Raw genomic sequence first — 17,312 nt, 5'->3', positions numbered from 1 at the left:
AGCATCCGTGGCCCGTATCCGCGGCCGACGCGGTCGTGTGCATCAACGTGATTCACATCTCCCCGTGGGAGGCCACGCTCGCGTTGATGGCGGGCGTCGGCAGGATACTGCCCGCCGGTGGCGTGCTTGTGACCTACGGCCCGTACATGCGCGGCGGCGCGCATACGTCGCAGAGCAATGAAGCGTTCGACGCGAGCCTGCGCGCAAGGAATCCGCTCTGGGGCGTGCGCGACATCGACAAGGTGGCGGACGTGGCGGGCAATGAAGGCCTTGCGCTGGAGGAGGCCGTACCAATGCCGGCAAACAACTTCACTCTGGTCTGGCGGAAATCAAACGTCGCACTCCCCGGCGCGCGGGCCCTCATCGACGGGTCTGCTTGAGCCCCAAAGCCGTCGGTCACGAATGGCGGGAACTGGCTGCTCTCTGCCTCTAAGGCCGAGCGACCTGTTCCGAGCACAATCCGCCACCGGACTACGCACCAGTAGGTCACCCCCCCACTGCGGACAATGCCGGTTCAACGCCCCGCCTTCGACAAGCCACAATCCGCCTGCATGAAAATCCCACGCCACTTTCCGCTGTCTCTGGCTCTTCTGATCGCCGTATCCGCTGTCTCCGCCCACGCCGCAAAGCAGGTCGCGCTGCGATCGCCAGCGCCGCGCGTCCTCTGCGACCGCTACGTGTGTGCCAATGGCAAAGGAATTTCGCTTGAGCTCACCCAAAAGTACCTCGGCAAAAAGGCCGCGACCAAGCTGGCCTCACAGGGGGACTTCGACCGGACCGAGTTCACCTTTGCCAACGGCGTGTTCTGCGACGTTAAAGAGCGCCTATGCCGCGCAGATCGGTACTACGGTGCCGATGGCAAACGCAGCGCGGGCGTGAACAAGAAGTACACCGAGCTGCTGTTTGGGAAGCTTTGACTTGACGCAGAACCCGGTCTTGCCAATCGTCACGGCCTCGCTGCTGCCATCGAACTCGGTGAGCGCAAATTGCAAGGAGGTTGCGATGCGCCTGGCGGCCACTCCGAACACGGCGGCAACCTGTGAAACGATCGAGGGCGCATTCATTGCGCGCCGGAAAAAACCAAGCTGATCGGCAATGGCCGCTTTCGGGCGAGCCTTGCGCAGTGGTAGCCAGCGCACCCGATGAATTCATTCAGGCGAGCAGTTCTTTCTTCCGGCACGCGAGCCGAAGGAAGAGTGCTCCTCTGCCGCCGTGATGGACCTTGAAGCAGAGCAGCAAGGGCTACCTCGAGAGCACGAGCGAATACGGAGCCGCTCCCGCTACCTTCGTCGCCAAGGGCGCAAGGGCGCCAGAGGTGGCGTTGATGGTGTAGCTCGAAATCGTGTTGGACGACTGATTCGCTACGTACGCGAATCGGCCCGTTGGGTCCACAACGATGGTGCCGGGGCCCGACCCAGAGCCCACCTTCGGTGGGGTCATCGGACTCAGCGCACCAGAGAGGCTGTTGATGGTGAAAGCCGATACGTTGGCGTCATTGGAATTCGTTACGAAGGCGAACCTGCCAGTGGGTTCCATCGCAACACTATATGGTCGATTCCCCGAAGCGACCGTTGGCACGCCCATCGCGCTGAGAGCGCCAGAGACTGCATCGACGGAGTAGCCCGACACATTGGTCGCGCCCCAGTTCGTCACGTACGCAAAGCGACCCGAAGGGTCCAACGCAATGGAGTAGGGACTTGAGCCTGTGGCTGCAGGCGCAGCGGCTATCGGGCTCAGGGCGCCCGATATGGCATCGATGGCGTAGACCGACACGTTCTGCGCGCTGAAGTTGTAGTTCAGCACGTACGCGAATCGCCCCATCCGATCCACCACAATTCCGGTTGGACCGCTGCCAGTGGCGACTGTCGGAACTGCCATGGGGGTCAGAGCCCCTGAGGTGGCATCGATGGTGAAGGCAGAGACAAGGTCGGTCTGGTAGTTCGTCACATAGGCGAACCGTCCGGTGGGATCTACCGTGACGGCCCACGGCCTGCCGCCCGTCGTCACCGTAGGCACGGCCATCGGCGTCAACTCGCCAGAAGAGCGATCGATGGTGTACGCCGACACATTGGCAGAGTTCAAGTTCGCCACATAGGCAAACCGTCCAGATGGATCCACCGCGATGGAGATGGGCTTGGTACCCGCGCGCACCTCCGGCACAGCCGTCTGGCTCAAGGCGCCCGACGTGGGATCGATGGTGTAGCTCCAGACATTGTTGCCGTTCAAGTTCGCTGTATACGCAAAGCGGGCGGCCGGCGCTGCACACTTCACGGCCACGTTCGTCACGTCCGTCGACGCAGCAACCCCGGTACCGGCGCTGACCTCGCAAACTCGCGTCAAGATTTTGGATTGGCTCTTGACCGTGACCGCATAGGCTGCTCCGCTGGCAACAGGCGCTGCGAAACGAAAGCTGCCATCGGCCGCGATGGGAAGGTCATTTCCCAAGTTGTTCTGCAGCACCAGGCCGGATCCGAGGAGACCGGTGACAGTGCCGCTCACCGTGATCGTTGGCGTCGGTGGTGGTAGCACAGGTGGGTCAGCGACCGCAGGTCCTTGGGGTGCCACTGGGGTGGCAGACGTCGGCGTGGACGTCGTGTCGCTGGTGCTTCCCCCGCCACAAGACGGCAGGCCGGCGATGAGGGCGACCAGCAGCAGCGGGCCGAGCTGGGCAGGAAACCCGCTACAGATCTTTTTCATTGGGGGGATGGAGACGGAGGAGGCTGACCAACCCGAGGCAGCGCGCTGCCGGTCATCTGAACCGGTGAGCCAGTATAGAAATCGGATATGCAGAGAACAACAGTCCAATTGGACTGGTTTCTCGCTGCGGATTCAACCGGTCGATGCAACCCGAGGCATTGGCAGTCGGACGACGCACAAGCGACTGGGCGGCGAGTCCCTCAGCGCGCATACCTCCGAAACAACGTAGCCAACTTCCCCGCCGCCAGCGACAGCGGCGCAGCCCTCAGCTTGAGGATCCCCAAGGTCAGCGCGGGCAAGCCCATCCCCAACGGCACCCGCACCACCTGGCTCGCATAAGGCTCGATCGACAAGAACTCCACTGGCAAGATCAGCAGCAGATCACTGCGCGTTACCAGTCCCCAGCTGACGCCGAATGAGTTGGTCTCGATGGTGCGCTCGGGCACCGGCAGGCCGTCGCGGCGCAGGCGGTCGAACAGCACGGTGTGGTGGCTGCCGGGGGCGCGGTGCACGATCCATTCGGCATCCACGATGTCCTCCCACCGAGTGGCCTTGGCCAGCGGGTGGCTCGGACGGCAGGCCACCATCATCTCGATTGGGGCGATGGGGTCCAACTCCAGGTCGGCGTCCAGTGCGCCTTCCATTGCACCGGCCACCGCGAAGTCGATAAAACCTTCGCGTAGCAGCGGCAGCACCGCCGGCATCAGCCCTTCATAGAGCTTGAGCTGCGCATACGGCAGCGTGCGGCGGAACTCGCGAATCACATCCGGAAGCACGCCCATGAAGATCACCGGCGTGACGGCTGCCGCCACCAGCGCCTGCTTGCCGCCCTGCAGCTGCTGGATGTCTTGCAGCGCCAGCGCCAATTGCTCCTGGGCCAGGCGGGCGCGCATGGCCAGCTGGCGGCCACTCTCGGTGAGTTCGACGCCGCGCGAGCTGCGCAGCACCAGCGGCGCGTCGACCTCGGCCTCCAGCTCGCGGATCGCCTTGGTCACCGCCGGCTGGCTCAGCTGCAGTGCGCGCGCTGCGGCGCGGATGCTGCCGGTCTCCACGACGCGCAACAGGGCCCTCAGCTGGTAGTCCTTCATGGGAGCTTCTTCTCTATCAAGGGGTGACAACCACCGGTTATAGCCGAAACGAACGCATTGTCTTATGCGCGCGCCTTCGCCTTCGTAAGCTTGCTGCCATCCGATCAACCCGTTGCCAGCAAGCAAGCACTGAAGAAGGAGTCGAAGGATGGAGACAAGAAAAGGAAACTGGACGCGACGCGCCCTGACGGCGTCGCTGGCCCTGGCGGCCATCGCCACCACCGGCGCGGCCATCGCCCAGGCACAACAAGACAATTGGCCCCAGAAGCCCCTGCGCTTCATCGTGCCCTACGCTGCCGGTTCGGGCGTGGACGTGTCCATGCGGCCGGTGGCCGATGCCATGGCGCGCGAGCTGGGCCAGGCGGTGGCGGTCGACAACCGGCCGAGCGCGGGTGGCATCGTCGGCACGCAGCTCATCGCCACTGCGCCGCCCGACGGCTACACCTTCGGCTACGGCAACATCACGACGCTGGCCATCAACAGCTCCTTCTTCACCAAGCTGCCCTACAACACCGAGAAGGACCTGACGCCGATCGGCTTGTTCATGGCCAATGCCTACGTGGTGGTGGCGCGCAACGGGCTGCCGGCCAACAACTTCCAGGAGTTGCTGGCCTACGGGCGCAAGAGCCCCAACATCAAGCTCACCGTGGGCAACCCCGCCATCGGCGGCGCCGGCCATCTCACGGGCGAGTTGCTGCGCACGCAGACCGGGCTGCCGATGGAAGCGGTGCCCTACAAGACCGGCACGCAAGCGGTGGGCGACATGGTCAACGGCCAACTCGACCTGACCATCGAGAACGTGTCGGCCGTGCTGCCCTTCATCCAGTCGGGCCAGATCAAGGCGCTGGCAGTGACCAGCGCCAAGCGCGTCAGCGTGCTGCCGCAGGTGCCGACGCTGGCCGAAAGCGGCGTGCCAGGCTTCGACGTGGTGGCATGGGGTGGGCTCGTGGCACCGGCAGGCACGCCGAAGAAGGCGATCGAGCGGCTCAACGCGGCCATGCGCAAGGCCATGGCCGACCCGGCCGTGGTGCGGGCCCACGCGGCGCTCTCGGTCGAGCCGATGCTGTCCAGCCCCGAGGAGTTCACCGTCCTGGTGAAGCAGGAAACGCCGCGCTGGGCCGAGGTGGTCAAGCGTGCCGGCGTCAGGGGCGATTGAAGAAGCGAGAGCCTCCATGAAGAACGAACTCTGGCGCCTGAGCGCCAACGAACTCGCTGCGCTGATCCGCCGGCGCGAAGTCTCCTGCCGCGAGGCCATGCAAGGCTGCCTGGAGCGGCACGACGCCGTCAACCCGCGCCTTAATGCGGTGGTCGACCTGCATCCCGAGGAGGCATTGGCAGAAGCCGATGCCGCCGACCAGGCACTGGCGCGCGGCGACGCACTGGGCGCGCTGCATGGCGTGCCGATCACGATCAAGGTCAATGTCGACCAGCGCGGCTTTGCCACCACCAACGGCATCGTCGCCAACAAGGGACTGATCGCCACGCAAGACAGCCCGGTGGTTGCCAACCTGCGGCGCGCCGGTGCGGTGCCGCTTGGCCGCAGCAACACGCCGGCCTTTTCGATGCGCTGGTTCACCGACAACGATCTGCACGGGCGCACGCTCAACCCGCACGACGCGGGGCTGACGCCGGGCGGCTCCAGCGGCGGCGCCTCGTCCGCAGTGGCGGCGGGCATTGGCCCGATCGCGCATGGCAACGACCAGGGCGGCTCGATCCGCTACCCGGCGTACGCCTGCGGCGTGTACGGATTGCGGCCCAGCGTGCAGCGCGTGCCGGCCTTCAACCCGAGCGCCACGGCCGAGCGGCCGCCGGCCTTCCAGATCACCTCGGTGCAAGGTCCGCTGGCGCGCAGCGTGGCCGACCTGCGCCTGGCCTTCGAAGCCATGGCCGCGCGCGATCCACGCGACCCCACCTGGGCCCCGGCGCCCTTCGCCGGCCCCACGCCCACGGCGCCGATTCGCGTCGGCCTGTGCCGCCGCGTGCCCGGATTCCAGGCGGACCCGGCGGTGGTCGCCGCGCTGGATCAGGCGGCGCGTTGGCTCGAAGCCGCGGGCTATCGCGTGGAGGAAGTCGAGCTGCCGCTGTTTCGCGACGCGCACGAGCTGTGGTTCAACCTCACGCTCAACGACACGCGGCTGATGATGGGCGAGACCATCCTGCGCGACGGTGACGCCGCCATCCAGCGCGCCTATCGCGAGATGCTGGCCTGCGCGAAGGAGCTCGACCTGCGCGGTTACCTGGAAGCATCGGCCTCGCGCATGAAAATCCGGCGCGCCTGGTCGGCCTTGTTCCAGAGCCATCCGCTGCTGCTGATGCCGGTGTCGTGGCGCACGCCCTTCGCCATCGACGAAGACCAACGCGACAGCGACACGATCCACGCCATCTTCGAAGCGCAGAGTCCGCTGCTGGCGACTGCCATGCTCGGCACGCCGGGACTGTCGGTGCCTCTGCCAGGCAAGCAGCCGATGGGCGTGCAGCTGATGGCAGAGCCGTTTCGCGAAGACCTGTGCTTTGCGGCGGCCGAGGCCATCGAGCGGCAGGCAGGCCCGGTGCGGCCGGTCGATCCGGCTTGAGGGGGCCGGGGCGACTTGCAGCACCAGATCCTCGATATCGGGGATGAGCCGATGGAAATCACCGGCGTGTTCCAACAAAACCAACGGCGTACGAGCCTCGCGTTCAAAGCTGTACCACTCGCCCTTTCAGAGTTTCGCGGCAACTTCGAACGGCCGGTTCCGGGTGGATCCGGCGTCCGCTGCAACGGGTTGCTAGCCGCGCGCGCGCCGGTAGTGCATGGCGACCGCGCCGCTGCGCAGCGGCTTCGCCGAGACCAGCTCGAGCCGTCGCGTGCCAGGCAGCCCGCTCTGGTACAGGGTCGGGCCGTGGCCCGCGATCCTGGGGTGGACGAGGAACTTGTACTCGTCGATCAGATCCAGCCGATCGAGTTCGGTCGCGAGCTTGCCGCTACCGAGGAGCACGCCGGCCGGGGTCGCGTCCTTCAGCTTCTGCACGCCCGTGCGCAGGTCGCCGGCGATGTGGTGGCTGTTGCTCCACGGGAAGTCCTTTCGCGTCGAGGACACCACGTACTTCGGCTTGGCCTCCAGTTTGAGCGCCCACTCGCGCATCGCCGGCGGCGCCTCCTGGTTGCCACGGACGACCGCCGGCCAGTAGCTCTCCATCATCTCGTAGGTGACGCGGCCCCACAGCATCGCCCCTCCCTCGTCCATGAGGCGGATGAAGAAAGCGTGTGTCTCGTCGTCGGCGATTCCCTCCCGGTGGTCGACGCAACCGTCGAGGGTGACATTGATGCTGAAGGTCAAGAGTCCCATGGCGGCGATACTCCGAGTTGGGCGGACCGCTGTGCTGCGCGGTGGGCCATCGCTTCTGGCCAAGCGAATCAGACGCCTGATAGCGGTCCGCCAATGCCTGCTTGTGGCCGAATCCTGCCTCATTGCGGGTGGGTGTGCACGCGCTTCGCGTCGTCGCATCCGCATACGGCCCGAGCGGAAACCTAAAATAACCTCGCAGGGCGCCACATCGGTGTGCTACGGCAAGCACGACTGCGAGTGATCTTTAGTCTGAGGCCTTTGGCTTGGGCTTGAAGATGTGCACGACCTCACCACGCCCGAGCATCTCCACCAGCTTGGCGATGCGCCTGGCACGCGTCTCCGGCTTGACCGCCGTCTGCACGCGCCAAAGCACAGCGTAGCGGTTGGACGCACTGATCGTCGCGAAGAAGGCCTTCGCCTTGGGGCTTGCCTCCAGCGCGGCCTGCAGGTCGTCCGGCACGCTGGACGTGCGCGCGCCGTCGTAGGCCTTGCCCCAGCGGCCGTCAGTCTTCGCGGCGTCGATCTGGGCCTGCCCCGCGGGCTGGATGCGTCCGGCCTCGATCAGCGCGGCGACCTTGTCCACATTGATCTTGGACCAGATGCTGCGTGCGCGCCGCGGCGTGAAGCGTTGCAGGAAGTGCTGGTCGTCGAGCCCTTTCTTCTGGCCGTCTATCCAGCCCCAGCAAAGCGCGATCTCGACAGCCTCGGGGTAGGTGACACTGGGCTCGCCGGCGCCTTTCTTCGCGATCTTCAACCACAGCCCGTCCGACGTGGCGTGGTGCTTTTTCAGCCACGCGTCGAAGGCCTTCGCGGACTTGAAGAGGGTCGCAGCGGTGTCGGATTTCGTGTCGGGCATGTCATTGCTTCGAGAGTTCGGTCTGGCATTTTCCGTCCTGCTTCTGCCTCATTTGCCGTTTGCCCGCTTTGTCACTTTCGTCGAGGTCGATTTTTTCGTGCGAGACGATACGCCGTCCAGACTGTGCCCACGTTCATGCAGGTGTGCGATCTCGGCGGCTACATTCGCAAAACTCGCCCGTACGAATTCGAACGCGCGCGTGGTTGCCGGCGCCAGCGTGCGGCCAGCGCGATGGATGATCCCCAGTGTCAAATCCAGGTCGAGTCGCGGCGTCACGTCGATCGGCACCACGATGCCGGCATTCAGCGGATCGAGCACTGCAATGGCGGTCGACGGCGCGACGGCGTCGCTCGATGCCAGCAACGCGTGCACGGTGGCGAGGTCGCTGGTGACGAGAGAGAAGTGGTTGCTGAACGGAGTGCGGAGGTCATACAGGTCCGCTATCCTGCGTTCGACGGACGCATCGGCGTAGCCCGACGAAATCAGTGGATAGGCCGAGAGGTCGGCCATCGTGACGTTGCGTTTTTTCGAGAGCGGATGCCCTGCGCGCGCGAACCAGCCGAAAGTGCAGGCGTAGAGCGCTTCGATCTTCATGTCGGGATCGTGCCGGGCGATGCGGACGTCGCCGATGAAAAAATCGAGTTGCTCTTTCAGCAACGCGGCATAGAGCACGTCGGTACTCTGCACCATGGAGCTCACACGCAAGCCGGGCGCCTTGTCGAGCATCTCCAGCATGAGTGGCGCGAGCAGGAGCTTCGAAATCGATGAGCCCATTCCAAGCGCCAGCGAGCCGATTTCACCATCGCGCATGAGCGCCAGCGAACGGGCCCCTTCGTTCTCGTCGAACACCATGCGTCGCGCGCGCTCGACGTAGGCGAGGGCATATGGCGTCGGGCGCAAGCGCCGGTCTTGCCGGTCGAACAGCGGCACCTGCAAGACGTTTTCCAGGGCACGCAGGCTCCGCGACAGCGCCGGCTGGCTCAGGTGGACCGTCTCGGCCGCGGCGCTCAGCGAGCCGAGGTCGATGACGGCCAGGAAATGCTTGAGTTGCCGGATGTTCACGTCCGCCTTTCACTTGCAGAAAGTGCAATGACTTACTAAATATTATGCAATTTACGCAAGCAAGGCAAGTTCCTAGACTGCGTCCCGAACCCCAGACAACAGCCATGAAGCCCACCCCGCAACCCTTTGCAGCGCTGCGACCCGTCGTCGCCATCTCGTCCGATCGCATCGAGTTGCACGGGCATGCGGTGCACGCGGGCCTGCACGGCTACGTCCGCGCAGTCAGCGAGGTTTCGCAGGCGCTTCCACTGGTGCTGCCTTCCTTTGCCGATGCGCTGCATGTCGACACATTGGTCGCGGCGATCGACGGCATCGTCCTCACGGGCAGCCCGTCGAACGTGGCGCCGGCGCGCTACAGCGCGCCCCTGCCGCACCGCGAGATGCTGCTCGACCACCACCGCGATGCGGCCATCCTGCCGCTGCTGCCGGCGTTGGTTTCGGCCGGCGTGCCGGTGCTGGCCGTGTGCCGCGGCTTCCAGGAAATGAATGTCGCGTGGGGCGGCACGCTGGAGCCCGCCGTGCATGAGCAAGTCGGCAGGCTCGACCACCGCGAAGGCGATCACGATCGCCCGATCGAACGCTGGTACGACGACAGCCATGACCTCCATATCGTCGAAGGCAGCCTGCTCTCGCGATTGGCGGGCGGCACGCGCGCGCGAGTGAACTCGGTGCACCACCAGGGCATCGATGGCCTGGGCGCCGGCTTGCGCATCGAGGCCAAGGCCCCCGACGGATTGGTGGAAGCCTTCTCCATCGCCAGCGCTGCCCAGTTCACGCTGGCCGTGCAATGGCACCCCGAAATGCGCATCGACGACAGCGCGTTCGCACGGGCCATCTTCCAGGTCTTTGGCGACGCCTGCCGGCTGCGGCAGAAGCAGCGCCAGCTTCAATTCGCCTGACCCACACACAACTTGACGGAGACACATGGACAACGCCCAGATCAACGCGCTATTCAGCCGCAGCTACGCTGAAGCACGCCAGAAATTCCTGGATGCCGCATCGCGACGCGGCCTGCCAGTCGAGTCGCACCTGCTGCCAATGCCTGGCGCCGATGGTGAGACGCTGGCCACCGACGTCGTGCTGGAAGGGGCTGCCAATGCGTCAAGAATGCTCGTGGTCATCAGCGGCGTGCACGGGGTCGAGGGCTTCTGTGGCTCCGCGATCCAGACCGGCATGCTGCAGCTTGATTCCGGCACCCGTGCGGACGCCTTGCACGACACCGCGGTGCTGTACGTGCATGCGGTCAATCCGTTCGGGTTTTCACACTCGCGCCGCGTCACGCAGGAGAACGTGGACCTCAACCGCAATTTCGTCGATTTCTCGAAGCCGCTGCCAGTCAATGCAGGTTACGCAGAGATTCACGACTTGCTGCTGCCGACCGAGTGGCCGCCGCATGCAGACGTCGAGTTTTCGCTTGCCGCCTATCGCGACCGCCACGGCGCACGCGGCCTGCAACGTGCCATCGGCCTCGGCCAGTACGTCTTCGCCGACGGCATGTTCTTTGGTGGCAACGGGCCGACCTGGAGCAACGACACTTTCCGCCGCATCCTGCGGCAGCATGCGTCGCAAGTGCGCCAACTGGCCTCGATCGACATCCACACGGGACTTGGTGCCTATGGCGTTGGCGAGCGCATCTTCGCGAGTTTCGATGAAGATCCCTCCGTGCTCGCGCGCGCCGAGCGCTGGTGGGGCGAGCTGACCTCGGTCACCGCCGGCACCTCCACCAGTATCCCTCTGACCGGACCGATCCAGACGGCACTCACCGAAGAATGCCCCGACGCGCAGCACGTGGGGATCTGCCTGGAATACGGCACCTATCCGAGCGAGCGTGTCACTGGCGCACTCCGCGCGGAGCATTGGCTGCACCGGCACGGCAGTGCGGATGCGGCGCAGTCGGGCGCCATCAAGCAAGAACTCAAGGATGCGTTCTATCCCGACGCCGCCGCCTGGAAGCTCGCAGTGTGGCAACAGGGCTCGCGGGCTTGCCTGCGAGCGCTCGAAGGTTTGCAGGAAGACGCGTCGCAGGCCACGCTGGCCTGAACTGCGTCCGTTTCGATCTCAATCACGAACGAACCACGGAACACTCCATGAACGCGACCACCATGAATCCCGCGTCCCAGGCCGCCACGGGCGCGCGCAGCACGCATCCAGCGCAGCAGACCACGATCAGTCGCAAGGCCGTGGCTGCTGCCGTCGCGGGCAACGCCCTCGAGTTCTACGACTTCGTCATCTATGCCTATTTCGCGGTCTACATCGGCCGCACCTTCTTCCCCGTGAGCGGCGAGTTCGGCAGCCTGCTGGTGGCCCTGGCCACGTTCGGCGTGGGCTTTTTCACGCGCCCGCTCGGCGGCGTGCTGATCGGCGCCTTCGCCGACCGGGCTGGGCGTAAGCCGGCCATGATCCTGACGGTCGCACTGATCACCTTCGGCACCTTGGGTCTCGCGGCGACGCCCAGCTACGCCAGCATCGGCATCGCGGCGCCGATCATCGTCGTGTTCTGCCGCTTGCTGCAGGGCCTTGCGCTCGGTGGCGAAGTGGGCCCGGCGACCGCGCTGCTGCTGGAAGCAGCGCCACCCGGCCGGCGCGGCTTCTATTCGAGCTGGCAGATCGCGAGTCAAGGGCTGGCCGTCGCCGTGGGCGGCGTGTTCGGCGTGACGCTCTCGCTGGTGCTCACGCAGGAGCAGCTTGCCTCGTGGGGCTGGCGTGTGCCGTTCCTGTTCAGCCTGGTGCTGATTCCGATCGCGCTCTATATCCGCCGCAGTCTTCCCGAGACCCACGAAGGCAGCAGCGAACGCACCGGCGCGCAGATCGTCGGCTCCGTGTTCAGGAACCACGGCCGCATCCTGATATTGGGCGTGCTTCTCTCGGCCGCCACGGCAGTGGCGTCGCAAGTGGGCAACTACCTGGTCAGCTACGCGGTCATGGTGTTGAAACTGCCGTCGGCGCTGGCACAAGGCAGCGTGCTGATGGGCGGCGTCATGACCTTCGCGTTCGCCCTGGCAGGCGGCCTGTTGTGCGACCGTTTCGGCCGAAAGATCACCAACCAGGCCCCACGCATCGCGCTGATGCTGTTGATCGTGCCGCTGTTCATGTGGCTGTCCGGTGCACCCGGTGCAACCACGCTGCTGGCGGTGTCTGCGATCCTGGCCGCACTGACGGCCATGTTCGGCGCGGCGGGCCTGGTGACGGTGCCGGAACTCCTGCCCATCGCCGTGCGAAGCACGGGCCTGTCACTGGTCTACGCGATCAGCACTTCGGTATTCGGCGGCACCACTCAGTTCGTCGTGACATGGCTGATCGCCGTGACGCACAATCCGATGGCGCCGGCCTACTACGTGGTCGCGATGTGCGCCATCAGCGTGGCGGCGATGTGGATGTTGCCCGAATCGCGCGATGTCGACGTGATGAAGTAGCTGCGAATATGGGCTGTGTCTGGAGATGGGTTCTGGCCGACTGTAGGCGGACGCGGAAGGAGCTTCGGGCCCCGCAGCGGACATTGCATGGCTCAGGCTGTGGATCGGTCGGATCCAAGCGCCAGGCTCATCGACTGCACCATGTGGCTTGAGTTTTCACGCAGTGGCTCCAAGACACCGACGGGGCGAAAGCCACAAGCCACATACAAACGCATCGCGGGCGTTTCTGCAGCAGTGGCACCTAGAAAAACGCAGGTCACTCCGAGGCTCTCGGCCCAAGCGACTGCCTCTTTGAGCAAAGCACGGCCGGCCCCCATTCCGCGCGATGCGGGATCGACCCACATCTGGAACACGTTGGCCACAGCCCGTTCTGTGGCAGACAACTTGCACCACACCAGACCGCAAACGTCCTCGCGATTGAACGCGAACAGTACACAGTCCTTGCCTGAGGAAGTAGCTGCGGCGATCCGGGCAGCCCACATGGCATCCGCTCTTTGGGCCTCGGCTTCATATGTGCTTCCGAAGGCATTCGGGGAGTCAAGCAGCGCCCGCAGGCGCAGATCCCGATAGGTCCTCCACTCATTCGGTTCTGCTGGTCGCACAGAGATCACAACACCAACTTTCTGCTTAGAAATATTCGGATCCGGATTCACGATTCAGCACTTCCGGTGCCAAGCTAGGAAGGCCCGCATTCAGAAAAGACCTTGCTGCGAGCTCGTCAGTGCCATGAAATTCTCCCCCATGGGCTGGAGGATGGCGTCGCCAATTGGCTGCAGCTGCTTGGTCAGATAGTGCTCGTAGTCGATGCGGGAATGACGCGTTTCCAGCGGCTCCGGCCCATTCAGAGTCATGACGTATCGAATCCAACCACCCCTCTGATACTGCTGAGGTCGGTTGACCCGACCGTTGTACTCGTCGGCGATGCGAGCCGCGCGAACCTGCGGCGGCACATTGACCTGGTAGGCATCGAGGCGATGGCGCAGGCGCTTTCGGTAGATGAGAAGGTCATCCTTGCGGCCAGCCAACGTCGACTGCGCGTAGTCGGTCACAAACTCCTTGTAGGGGTCACCGTGAAAGATGCGTGACAGCAGGCCCTCCTGGAACTGGCGCGCCAGCGGGGTCCAGTCGCTGCGGGCCATCTCCAAGCCACGGTAGACCATCTCCTCCTTGCCCGCGGCATCCACGCTCAGGCCCGCGTAGCGCTTCTTGCTGCCGACGTCTGAACCACGAATGGTGGGCATGAAGAACTTCTTGTAGTGGGTGTCGAACTCGATTTCGAGAAAGTTCTCCAGGCCGTGCTCCTCGCGAAGGGCACGCGTCCACCAGTCGTTGATGTCCTTCACCAGGTTTTCCGCAATGGCGTGCGCTTCCTCGTTGGTGTGGGTGCGCTTGAGCCAGATGAAGATGGAGTCGGTGTCGCCATAGATGACTTCGTAGCCCCGGTTCTCCACGAATGTGCGCGTGAGCTTCATCATCTCGTGTCCACGCAGGGTTATGGCGGATACGACCTTGGGATTGAAGAAGCGGCAGTCGGCTGCACCCAACACGCCGGCAAAGGAGTTCATGAGCAGCTTCAGGGCTTGGGACAGCGACTCGTTCTTGACCCGCTTGGCCTCGTCCCGAGCCCGCCAGAGGGTGGTCACGATTTCCGGCAGACAATGCTTCTCGCGCGAGAACGCCGTCCCTTGCGGCCCCTTCACGACCGTTGCCGAGTCGCTGGCGTTCGAGCCTTCCACAAAGCCGACAGGATCGACCAGAAACGTTCGAATGATCGAGGGGTACAGGCTCTTGTAGTCCAGGACCACGACCGAATCGTAGAACCCTGGCTTCGAATCCATCACGTACCCACCGGGGAAGGCCTTGCTCGGAATCTCGCCCACGCTCGGTGCCACATAGCCCAAGCGATGCATCCGCGGCAGATAGTGGTGGCTGAACGCGGCAATCGAGCCGCCGAAGTGGTCCACCTGCAGGCCCGTGGTGTGGGCACGTTCCATCATGAACCGCAGCAGATTCGCTTTGTCGAAGATGCGCAGAACCAGCTCGCAATCCCGGATGTTGTAGAGCGCGAGCGCGGGCTTGTCCTCCTGGTACCGCCGCTCGATCTCTGCCATCTTGTCGTACTCATCGCCGATGGCCTTGCCCTCGCCCAGCAGTTCTTGTGAAACGGCCTCCAGACTGAAGGAAGGAAAGCTCCACGACGCGGCTCTGAGTGCCTCGATGCCGTCGATGACCACCCGCCCGGGCGTGGCCGCGAACAGGTAGCCCTGCTTTCCCGGATGGGTTCGCCAATCGATGGGCCGACGCTCACGCCCCAGAAGGAGTTGTGCCCCACAGTTGTCGGCCGCCTTCTGCAGAACTCGCAGGTCGAACTGAATGACGCTCCAACCGATGATGACGTCCGGGTCGTTTCTCTCGAACCAATCATTGAGCTTCTCAAGCATGGCCTTGCGGGTCGGGCAATAGATGAGAGAGAAGTCCAAGGGCTCGCCCGACTCAGGTGGCGGCTCGCCGAGCATGAAGACGACACGTTCGACCGCCCCGTCCAGCGCAATGGAATAGAGCTCCTCGTCCTGGCTCGTCTCGATGTCCAGCGACACCACCTTCAACACCGGACGGAAATCGGGCGCGGGCTTCAGCTTGCAGTCGACGACGGTGAAGCGGTCCGCCCTCCCTCCTTCCACCAGCACGCCGGCGGTGATGAACCGCTCCATCAGGAAGCGGTCGTGCGGGCGCACGTCGGCTTCGAGCAGAGCAACGCCCTGGGCCCGGAGGGCACGTGCCAGTTGACCCAGTTGGCGGAAATGCTTCGCATAGACACCGACGACGGGTGCCTGATGGAATGTCTTCAACTCTAGCTCACGCACCTCCATCCCTGGCATGGCAGCAAGGTGCGCTTCGACCGACGCCCTGTGCATCGTTTCGACGAATGCGACAGAGGTCTGGGAGGACAGGACCACTTTCCTCGGCCCCACATCTGTCGCCAACCAGTACTCGATCTCGGTGCCGGCCGCGACATCACGCCAGCGGCGAGTGAGGATGAAGCCCTTGAATTCGGAGGGGAGCACGAGAGCTTGAAGAAGGAGGGCGGGCAGTCGGCAATTGACACGTCAGTGCCTCTGATGCGAGGGCACGGTCCGGCCGGCGGCACACGAGTTCACGGCACATCACGCGTTGCCATCGTTCATTTGCCAAACAACCTGGCCACGCGCTGCCACATGCGCAGGAACCATCCCGCGCGTTCCACATCGGCCTGTGCGATCAGCGGCGCTTCTCCGACCGGCTTGCCGTTCGACTCCGCGATCACCTTGCCAATCACCGTGCCCTTGGTCACCGGCGCCTCCAGGTCTGGCTTGACCTGCACGGAGGTGCGCACTTGCTGGCCCCGCGGCACCGTCACCGTCCATGGTGAGCCCAGGCCCGCGGCAACAGTATCGGCCTTGCCGAAGTTGACCTTGGCAGTCGTTACTACCGTGTCGGGCTGAACGGGGGTGGCCTTCTCGAAGTTGCTGTAGCCCCACCCGAGTAGCGTGCGCGTCTCGTCCGCACGCGCCTGTGCGCTGTTGGTGTTGAGGATCACTGTGATCAGGCGCATCCCGTTGCGTTTGGACGAAGTGACCAGACAGTAGCCTGCCTCCTGGGTGTGGCCGGTCTTCAGCCCGTCAACCGTCGGGTCGGTGTAGAGCAGCGCGTTGCGATTTCCCTGCTTGATGCCGTTGTACTTGAACTCGCGCTCGGCGTAGATCGGGTAGTAGGCGGAACTGTCGCGGATGATCGCGCGCGCCAGGATCGCGAGGTCCCGCGCAGACGACTTGTGGGCCGGGTCGGGCAGGCCTGTCGCGTTCACGAAATTCGTGTTCGTCATCCCGAGACGCTTCGCTTCGGCGTTCATGAGCTTGGCGAAGCCCTCTTCCGAGCCGGCCATATGCTCGGCGATCGCCTTGGACGCGTCATTGCCCGACTGGACGATGATGCCGCGCAGGATGTCGATCACCGTGGCCTGGCTGTTGAGCGGCAGGTACATGCACGACTCGGTGCTCGAGCCACGGCACCAGGCGTTCTGGCTGACCGTCACCAGATCGTCCTTCTTCAGCTTGCCCGAGCGAAGTGCCTGTTCGACCAGAAAGCTGGTCATCATCTTGGTCAGCGAAGCTGGCGGCAGCGGTTCGTCGGGGTTGGCCGAGGCCAGCACCTCGCCGGAGTCGAAGTCCATCAGCAACCATGCCTTCGCGGGGATCGCCGGCGTCCCGCCGGCAACAGCGGTCTGTCCAGCTAGGGGCGCCGAGGCAGGCGCGTCGGCCGTGGGCTTCGTATGGGTTGCACGCTTGGCGGCGTGGGAGGCTGCGAAGGACATCGAGCTGGGAACCAGCGCGCCTGCGGCGATTGCGAAGACGACCGGGAGGATGGGGAAAGACTTGAGTTTCATGGTGTTCGGGGGCAGAACGGAGATTGTCGCGGATCAAGCGTCGGTTTTCGACCGTGCATAGAAGATCAAGGATCACGGTACAAGTTCAGTACATTTCAACCGCAGTGAGAATTGACCGTTGAGGTGTAGACGATGGTCCGGATGAAGCCGTAATTGTCTGCTGCGCAGCACAGCGCGTCCAAGAAGGCGTCCGCGCGCAGCGGCAGCGAGGGTGGCGCCGCCCTGGCCGCGCATTCATGACTTCAGCCCAGGCGGAAGCCTCCAACTCCACGGCATTGCTTGTCGTTCGCCGGAGCTACACATCGCGGAACTCCCTTCGGCGTTCATCAGGGCCACCCAGAAGGTCAGAATCGAAGGAGCGTGTTGCGCGCGGAAGTCCAATCAACGATATCGCTGCGTCGTCGAGATCCTTCAACGGTTCGTACTCCGCCATCATCTCGGGGGACT

Annotated in this window: 16 protein-coding genes; 8 read left to right on the top strand and 8 right to left on the bottom strand. The window is 64.4% G+C overall.

Annotated features, from left to right (window positions below):
• From AB4Z46_RS34230 to AB4Z46_RS34220, 3 genes are all read left to right on the top strand, one after another.
• Nucleotides 1-380 (top strand): DUF938 domain-containing protein (locus AB4Z46_RS34230; protein WP_442288005.1); only part of this gene is annotated, 380 nt, incomplete at its 5' end.
• Nucleotides 381-551: 171 nt separating this feature from the next.
• A complete protein-coding gene (locus AB4Z46_RS34225; RefSeq protein ID WP_442288004.1) occupies nucleotides 552-917 on the top strand; it encodes a YcgJ family protein in 366 nt (121 codons plus the stop codon).
• 1 nt (nucleotide 918) lies between these two features.
• Nucleotides 919-1,089, top strand: a complete 171-nt coding sequence (locus tag AB4Z46_RS34220; RefSeq protein ID WP_442288003.1) for a hypothetical protein — start codon at nucleotides 919-921, stop codon at nucleotides 1,087-1,089.
• 153 nt (nucleotides 1,090-1,242) lie between these two features.
• Here AB4Z46_RS34220 and AB4Z46_RS34215 read toward each other — a convergent pair whose 3' ends face one another.
• Both AB4Z46_RS34215 and AB4Z46_RS34210 read right to left on the bottom strand, forming a co-directional pair.
• Entirely contained in the window at nucleotides 1,243-2,697 is a 1,455-nt protein-coding gene (locus AB4Z46_RS34215; protein ID WP_442288002.1) for a lactonase family protein, read from the bottom strand.
• A gap of 200 nt (nucleotides 2,698-2,897) precedes the next feature.
• Nucleotides 2,898-3,785 (bottom strand): LysR substrate-binding domain-containing protein, encoded by an 888-nt coding sequence (locus AB4Z46_RS34210; protein ID WP_442288001.1) that lies wholly within the window; start codon nucleotides 3,783-3,785, stop codon nucleotides 2,898-2,900.
• A 148-nt stretch (nucleotides 3,786-3,933) separates the two neighbouring features.
• Between AB4Z46_RS34210 and AB4Z46_RS34205 the strand changes: the two genes are divergently transcribed.
• Together AB4Z46_RS34205 and AB4Z46_RS34200 are read left to right on the top strand one after the other, a co-directional pair.
• Nucleotides 3,934-4,941 (top strand): Bug family tripartite tricarboxylate transporter substrate binding protein, encoded by a 1,008-nt coding sequence (locus AB4Z46_RS34205; RefSeq protein WP_442288000.1) that lies wholly within the window; start codon nucleotides 3,934-3,936, stop codon nucleotides 4,939-4,941.
• A gap of 16 nt (nucleotides 4,942-4,957) precedes the next feature.
• Complete coding sequence (locus tag AB4Z46_RS34200) at nucleotides 4,958-6,358, top strand: amidase family protein (RefSeq protein ID WP_442287999.1); 1,401 nt, start codon at nucleotides 4,958-4,960, stop codon at nucleotides 6,356-6,358.
• A 192-nt stretch (nucleotides 6,359-6,550) separates the two neighbouring features.
• Here AB4Z46_RS34200 and AB4Z46_RS34195 read toward each other — a convergent pair whose 3' ends face one another.
• The 3 genes from AB4Z46_RS34195 to AB4Z46_RS34185 form a co-directional block, all read right to left on the bottom strand.
• Nucleotides 6,551-7,111, bottom strand: coding sequence for a dihydrofolate reductase family protein (locus AB4Z46_RS34195; protein ID WP_442287998.1), 561 nt, complete (start codon nucleotides 7,109-7,111; stop codon nucleotides 6,551-6,553).
• 244 nt (nucleotides 7,112-7,355) lie between these two features.
• Nucleotides 7,356-7,967, bottom strand: coding sequence for a YdeI/OmpD-associated family protein (locus tag AB4Z46_RS34190; protein WP_442287997.1), 612 nt, complete (start codon nucleotides 7,965-7,967; stop codon nucleotides 7,356-7,358).
• A 48-nt stretch (nucleotides 7,968-8,015) separates the two neighbouring features.
• The gene (locus tag AB4Z46_RS34185) at nucleotides 8,016-9,029 is read right to left on the bottom strand and encodes a LysR family transcriptional regulator (protein ID WP_442287996.1); all 1,014 of its coding nucleotides are present in this window, start codon (nucleotides 9,027-9,029) and stop codon (nucleotides 8,016-8,018) included.
• Between the two features lie 104 nt (nucleotides 9,030-9,133).
• Between AB4Z46_RS34185 and AB4Z46_RS34180 the strand changes: the two genes are divergently transcribed.
• Genes AB4Z46_RS34180 through AB4Z46_RS34170 form a run of 3 tightly spaced genes read left to right on the top strand, consistent with a single transcriptional unit; the run spans nucleotide 9,134 to nucleotide 12,442 of the window.
• Nucleotides 9,134-9,928, top strand: a complete 795-nt coding sequence (locus AB4Z46_RS34180; RefSeq protein ID WP_442287995.1) for a gamma-glutamyl-gamma-aminobutyrate hydrolase family protein — start codon at nucleotides 9,134-9,136, stop codon at nucleotides 9,926-9,928.
• A 25-nt stretch (nucleotides 9,929-9,953) separates the two neighbouring features.
• On the top strand, nucleotides 9,954-11,069 hold the full coding sequence (locus AB4Z46_RS34175; RefSeq protein ID WP_442287994.1) for a M14 family metallopeptidase: 1,116 nt from the start codon (nucleotides 9,954-9,956) through the stop codon (nucleotides 11,067-11,069).
• 47 nt (nucleotides 11,070-11,116) lie between these two features.
• Nucleotides 11,117-12,442 (top strand): MFS transporter, encoded by a 1,326-nt coding sequence (locus AB4Z46_RS34170; RefSeq protein ID WP_442287993.1) that lies wholly within the window; start codon nucleotides 11,117-11,119, stop codon nucleotides 12,440-12,442.
• Between the two features lie 92 nt (nucleotides 12,443-12,534).
• Here the strand turns inward: AB4Z46_RS34170 and AB4Z46_RS34165 are convergent, their stop codons facing one another.
• From AB4Z46_RS34165 to AB4Z46_RS34155, 3 genes are all read right to left on the bottom strand, one after another.
• The gene (locus tag AB4Z46_RS34165; protein WP_442287992.1) at nucleotides 12,535-13,095 is read right to left on the bottom strand and encodes a GNAT family N-acetyltransferase; all 561 of its coding nucleotides are present in this window, start codon (nucleotides 13,093-13,095) and stop codon (nucleotides 12,535-12,537) included.
• A 39-nt stretch (nucleotides 13,096-13,134) separates the two neighbouring features.
• Complete coding sequence (locus AB4Z46_RS34160) at nucleotides 13,135-15,507, bottom strand: DNA polymerase II (protein WP_442287991.1); 2,373 nt, start codon at nucleotides 15,505-15,507, stop codon at nucleotides 13,135-13,137.
• 116 nt (nucleotides 15,508-15,623) lie between these two features.
• Nucleotides 15,624-16,793: a D-alanyl-D-alanine carboxypeptidase family protein gene (locus AB4Z46_RS34155; protein ID WP_442287990.1), complete on the bottom strand. Its 1,170-nt coding sequence runs from the start codon at nucleotides 16,791-16,793 to the stop codon at nucleotides 15,624-15,626.
• Between the last annotated feature and the right edge of the window lie 519 nt (nucleotides 16,794-17,312).

The organism is Variovorax sp. M-6 (genome assembly GCF_052114385.1).
Classification (GTDB): Bacteria; Pseudomonadota; Gammaproteobacteria; order Burkholderiales; family Burkholderiaceae_C; genus Variovorax.
The sequence above is the reverse complement of the archived record's forward strand: the minus strand, read 5'-3'. Positions and strand labels throughout refer to the sequence as shown.

Excerpts from the sequence above, each read along its gene's own strand:
- AB4Z46_RS34225 (WP_442288004.1), top strand. The coding sequence starts at position 552 with ATGAAAATCCCACGCCACTTTCCGCTGTCTCTGGCTCTTCTGATCGCC.
- AB4Z46_RS34215 (WP_442288002.1), bottom strand. The coding sequence starts at position 2,697 with ATGAAAAAGATCTGTAGCGGGTTTCCTGCCCAGCTCGGCCCGCTGCTG.
- AB4Z46_RS34210 (WP_442288001.1), bottom strand. The coding sequence starts at position 3,785 with ATGAAGGACTACCAGCTGAGGGCCCTGTTGCGCGTCGTGGAGACCGGC.
- AB4Z46_RS34205 (WP_442288000.1), top strand. The coding sequence starts at position 3,934 with ATGGAGACAAGAAAAGGAAACTGGACGCGACGCGCCCTGACGGCGTCG.
- AB4Z46_RS34200 (WP_442287999.1), top strand. The coding sequence starts at position 4,958 with ATGAAGAACGAACTCTGGCGCCTGAGCGCCAACGAACTCGCTGCGCTG.
- AB4Z46_RS34195 (WP_442287998.1), bottom strand. The coding sequence starts at position 7,111 with ATGGGACTCTTGACCTTCAGCATCAATGTCACCCTCGACGGTTGCGTC.
- AB4Z46_RS34190 (WP_442287997.1), bottom strand. The coding sequence starts at position 7,967 with ATGCCCGACACGAAATCCGACACCGCTGCGACCCTCTTCAAGTCCGCG.
- AB4Z46_RS34180 (WP_442287995.1), top strand. The coding sequence starts at position 9,134 with ATGAAGCCCACCCCGCAACCCTTTGCAGCGCTGCGACCCGTCGTCGCC.
- AB4Z46_RS34175 (WP_442287994.1), top strand. The coding sequence starts at position 9,954 with ATGGACAACGCCCAGATCAACGCGCTATTCAGCCGCAGCTACGCTGAA.
- AB4Z46_RS34170 (WP_442287993.1), top strand. The coding sequence starts at position 11,117 with ATGAACGCGACCACCATGAATCCCGCGTCCCAGGCCGCCACGGGCGCG.
- AB4Z46_RS34155 (WP_442287990.1), bottom strand. The coding sequence starts at position 16,793 with ATGTCCTTCGCAGCCTCCCACGCCGCCAAGCGTGCAACCCATACGAAG.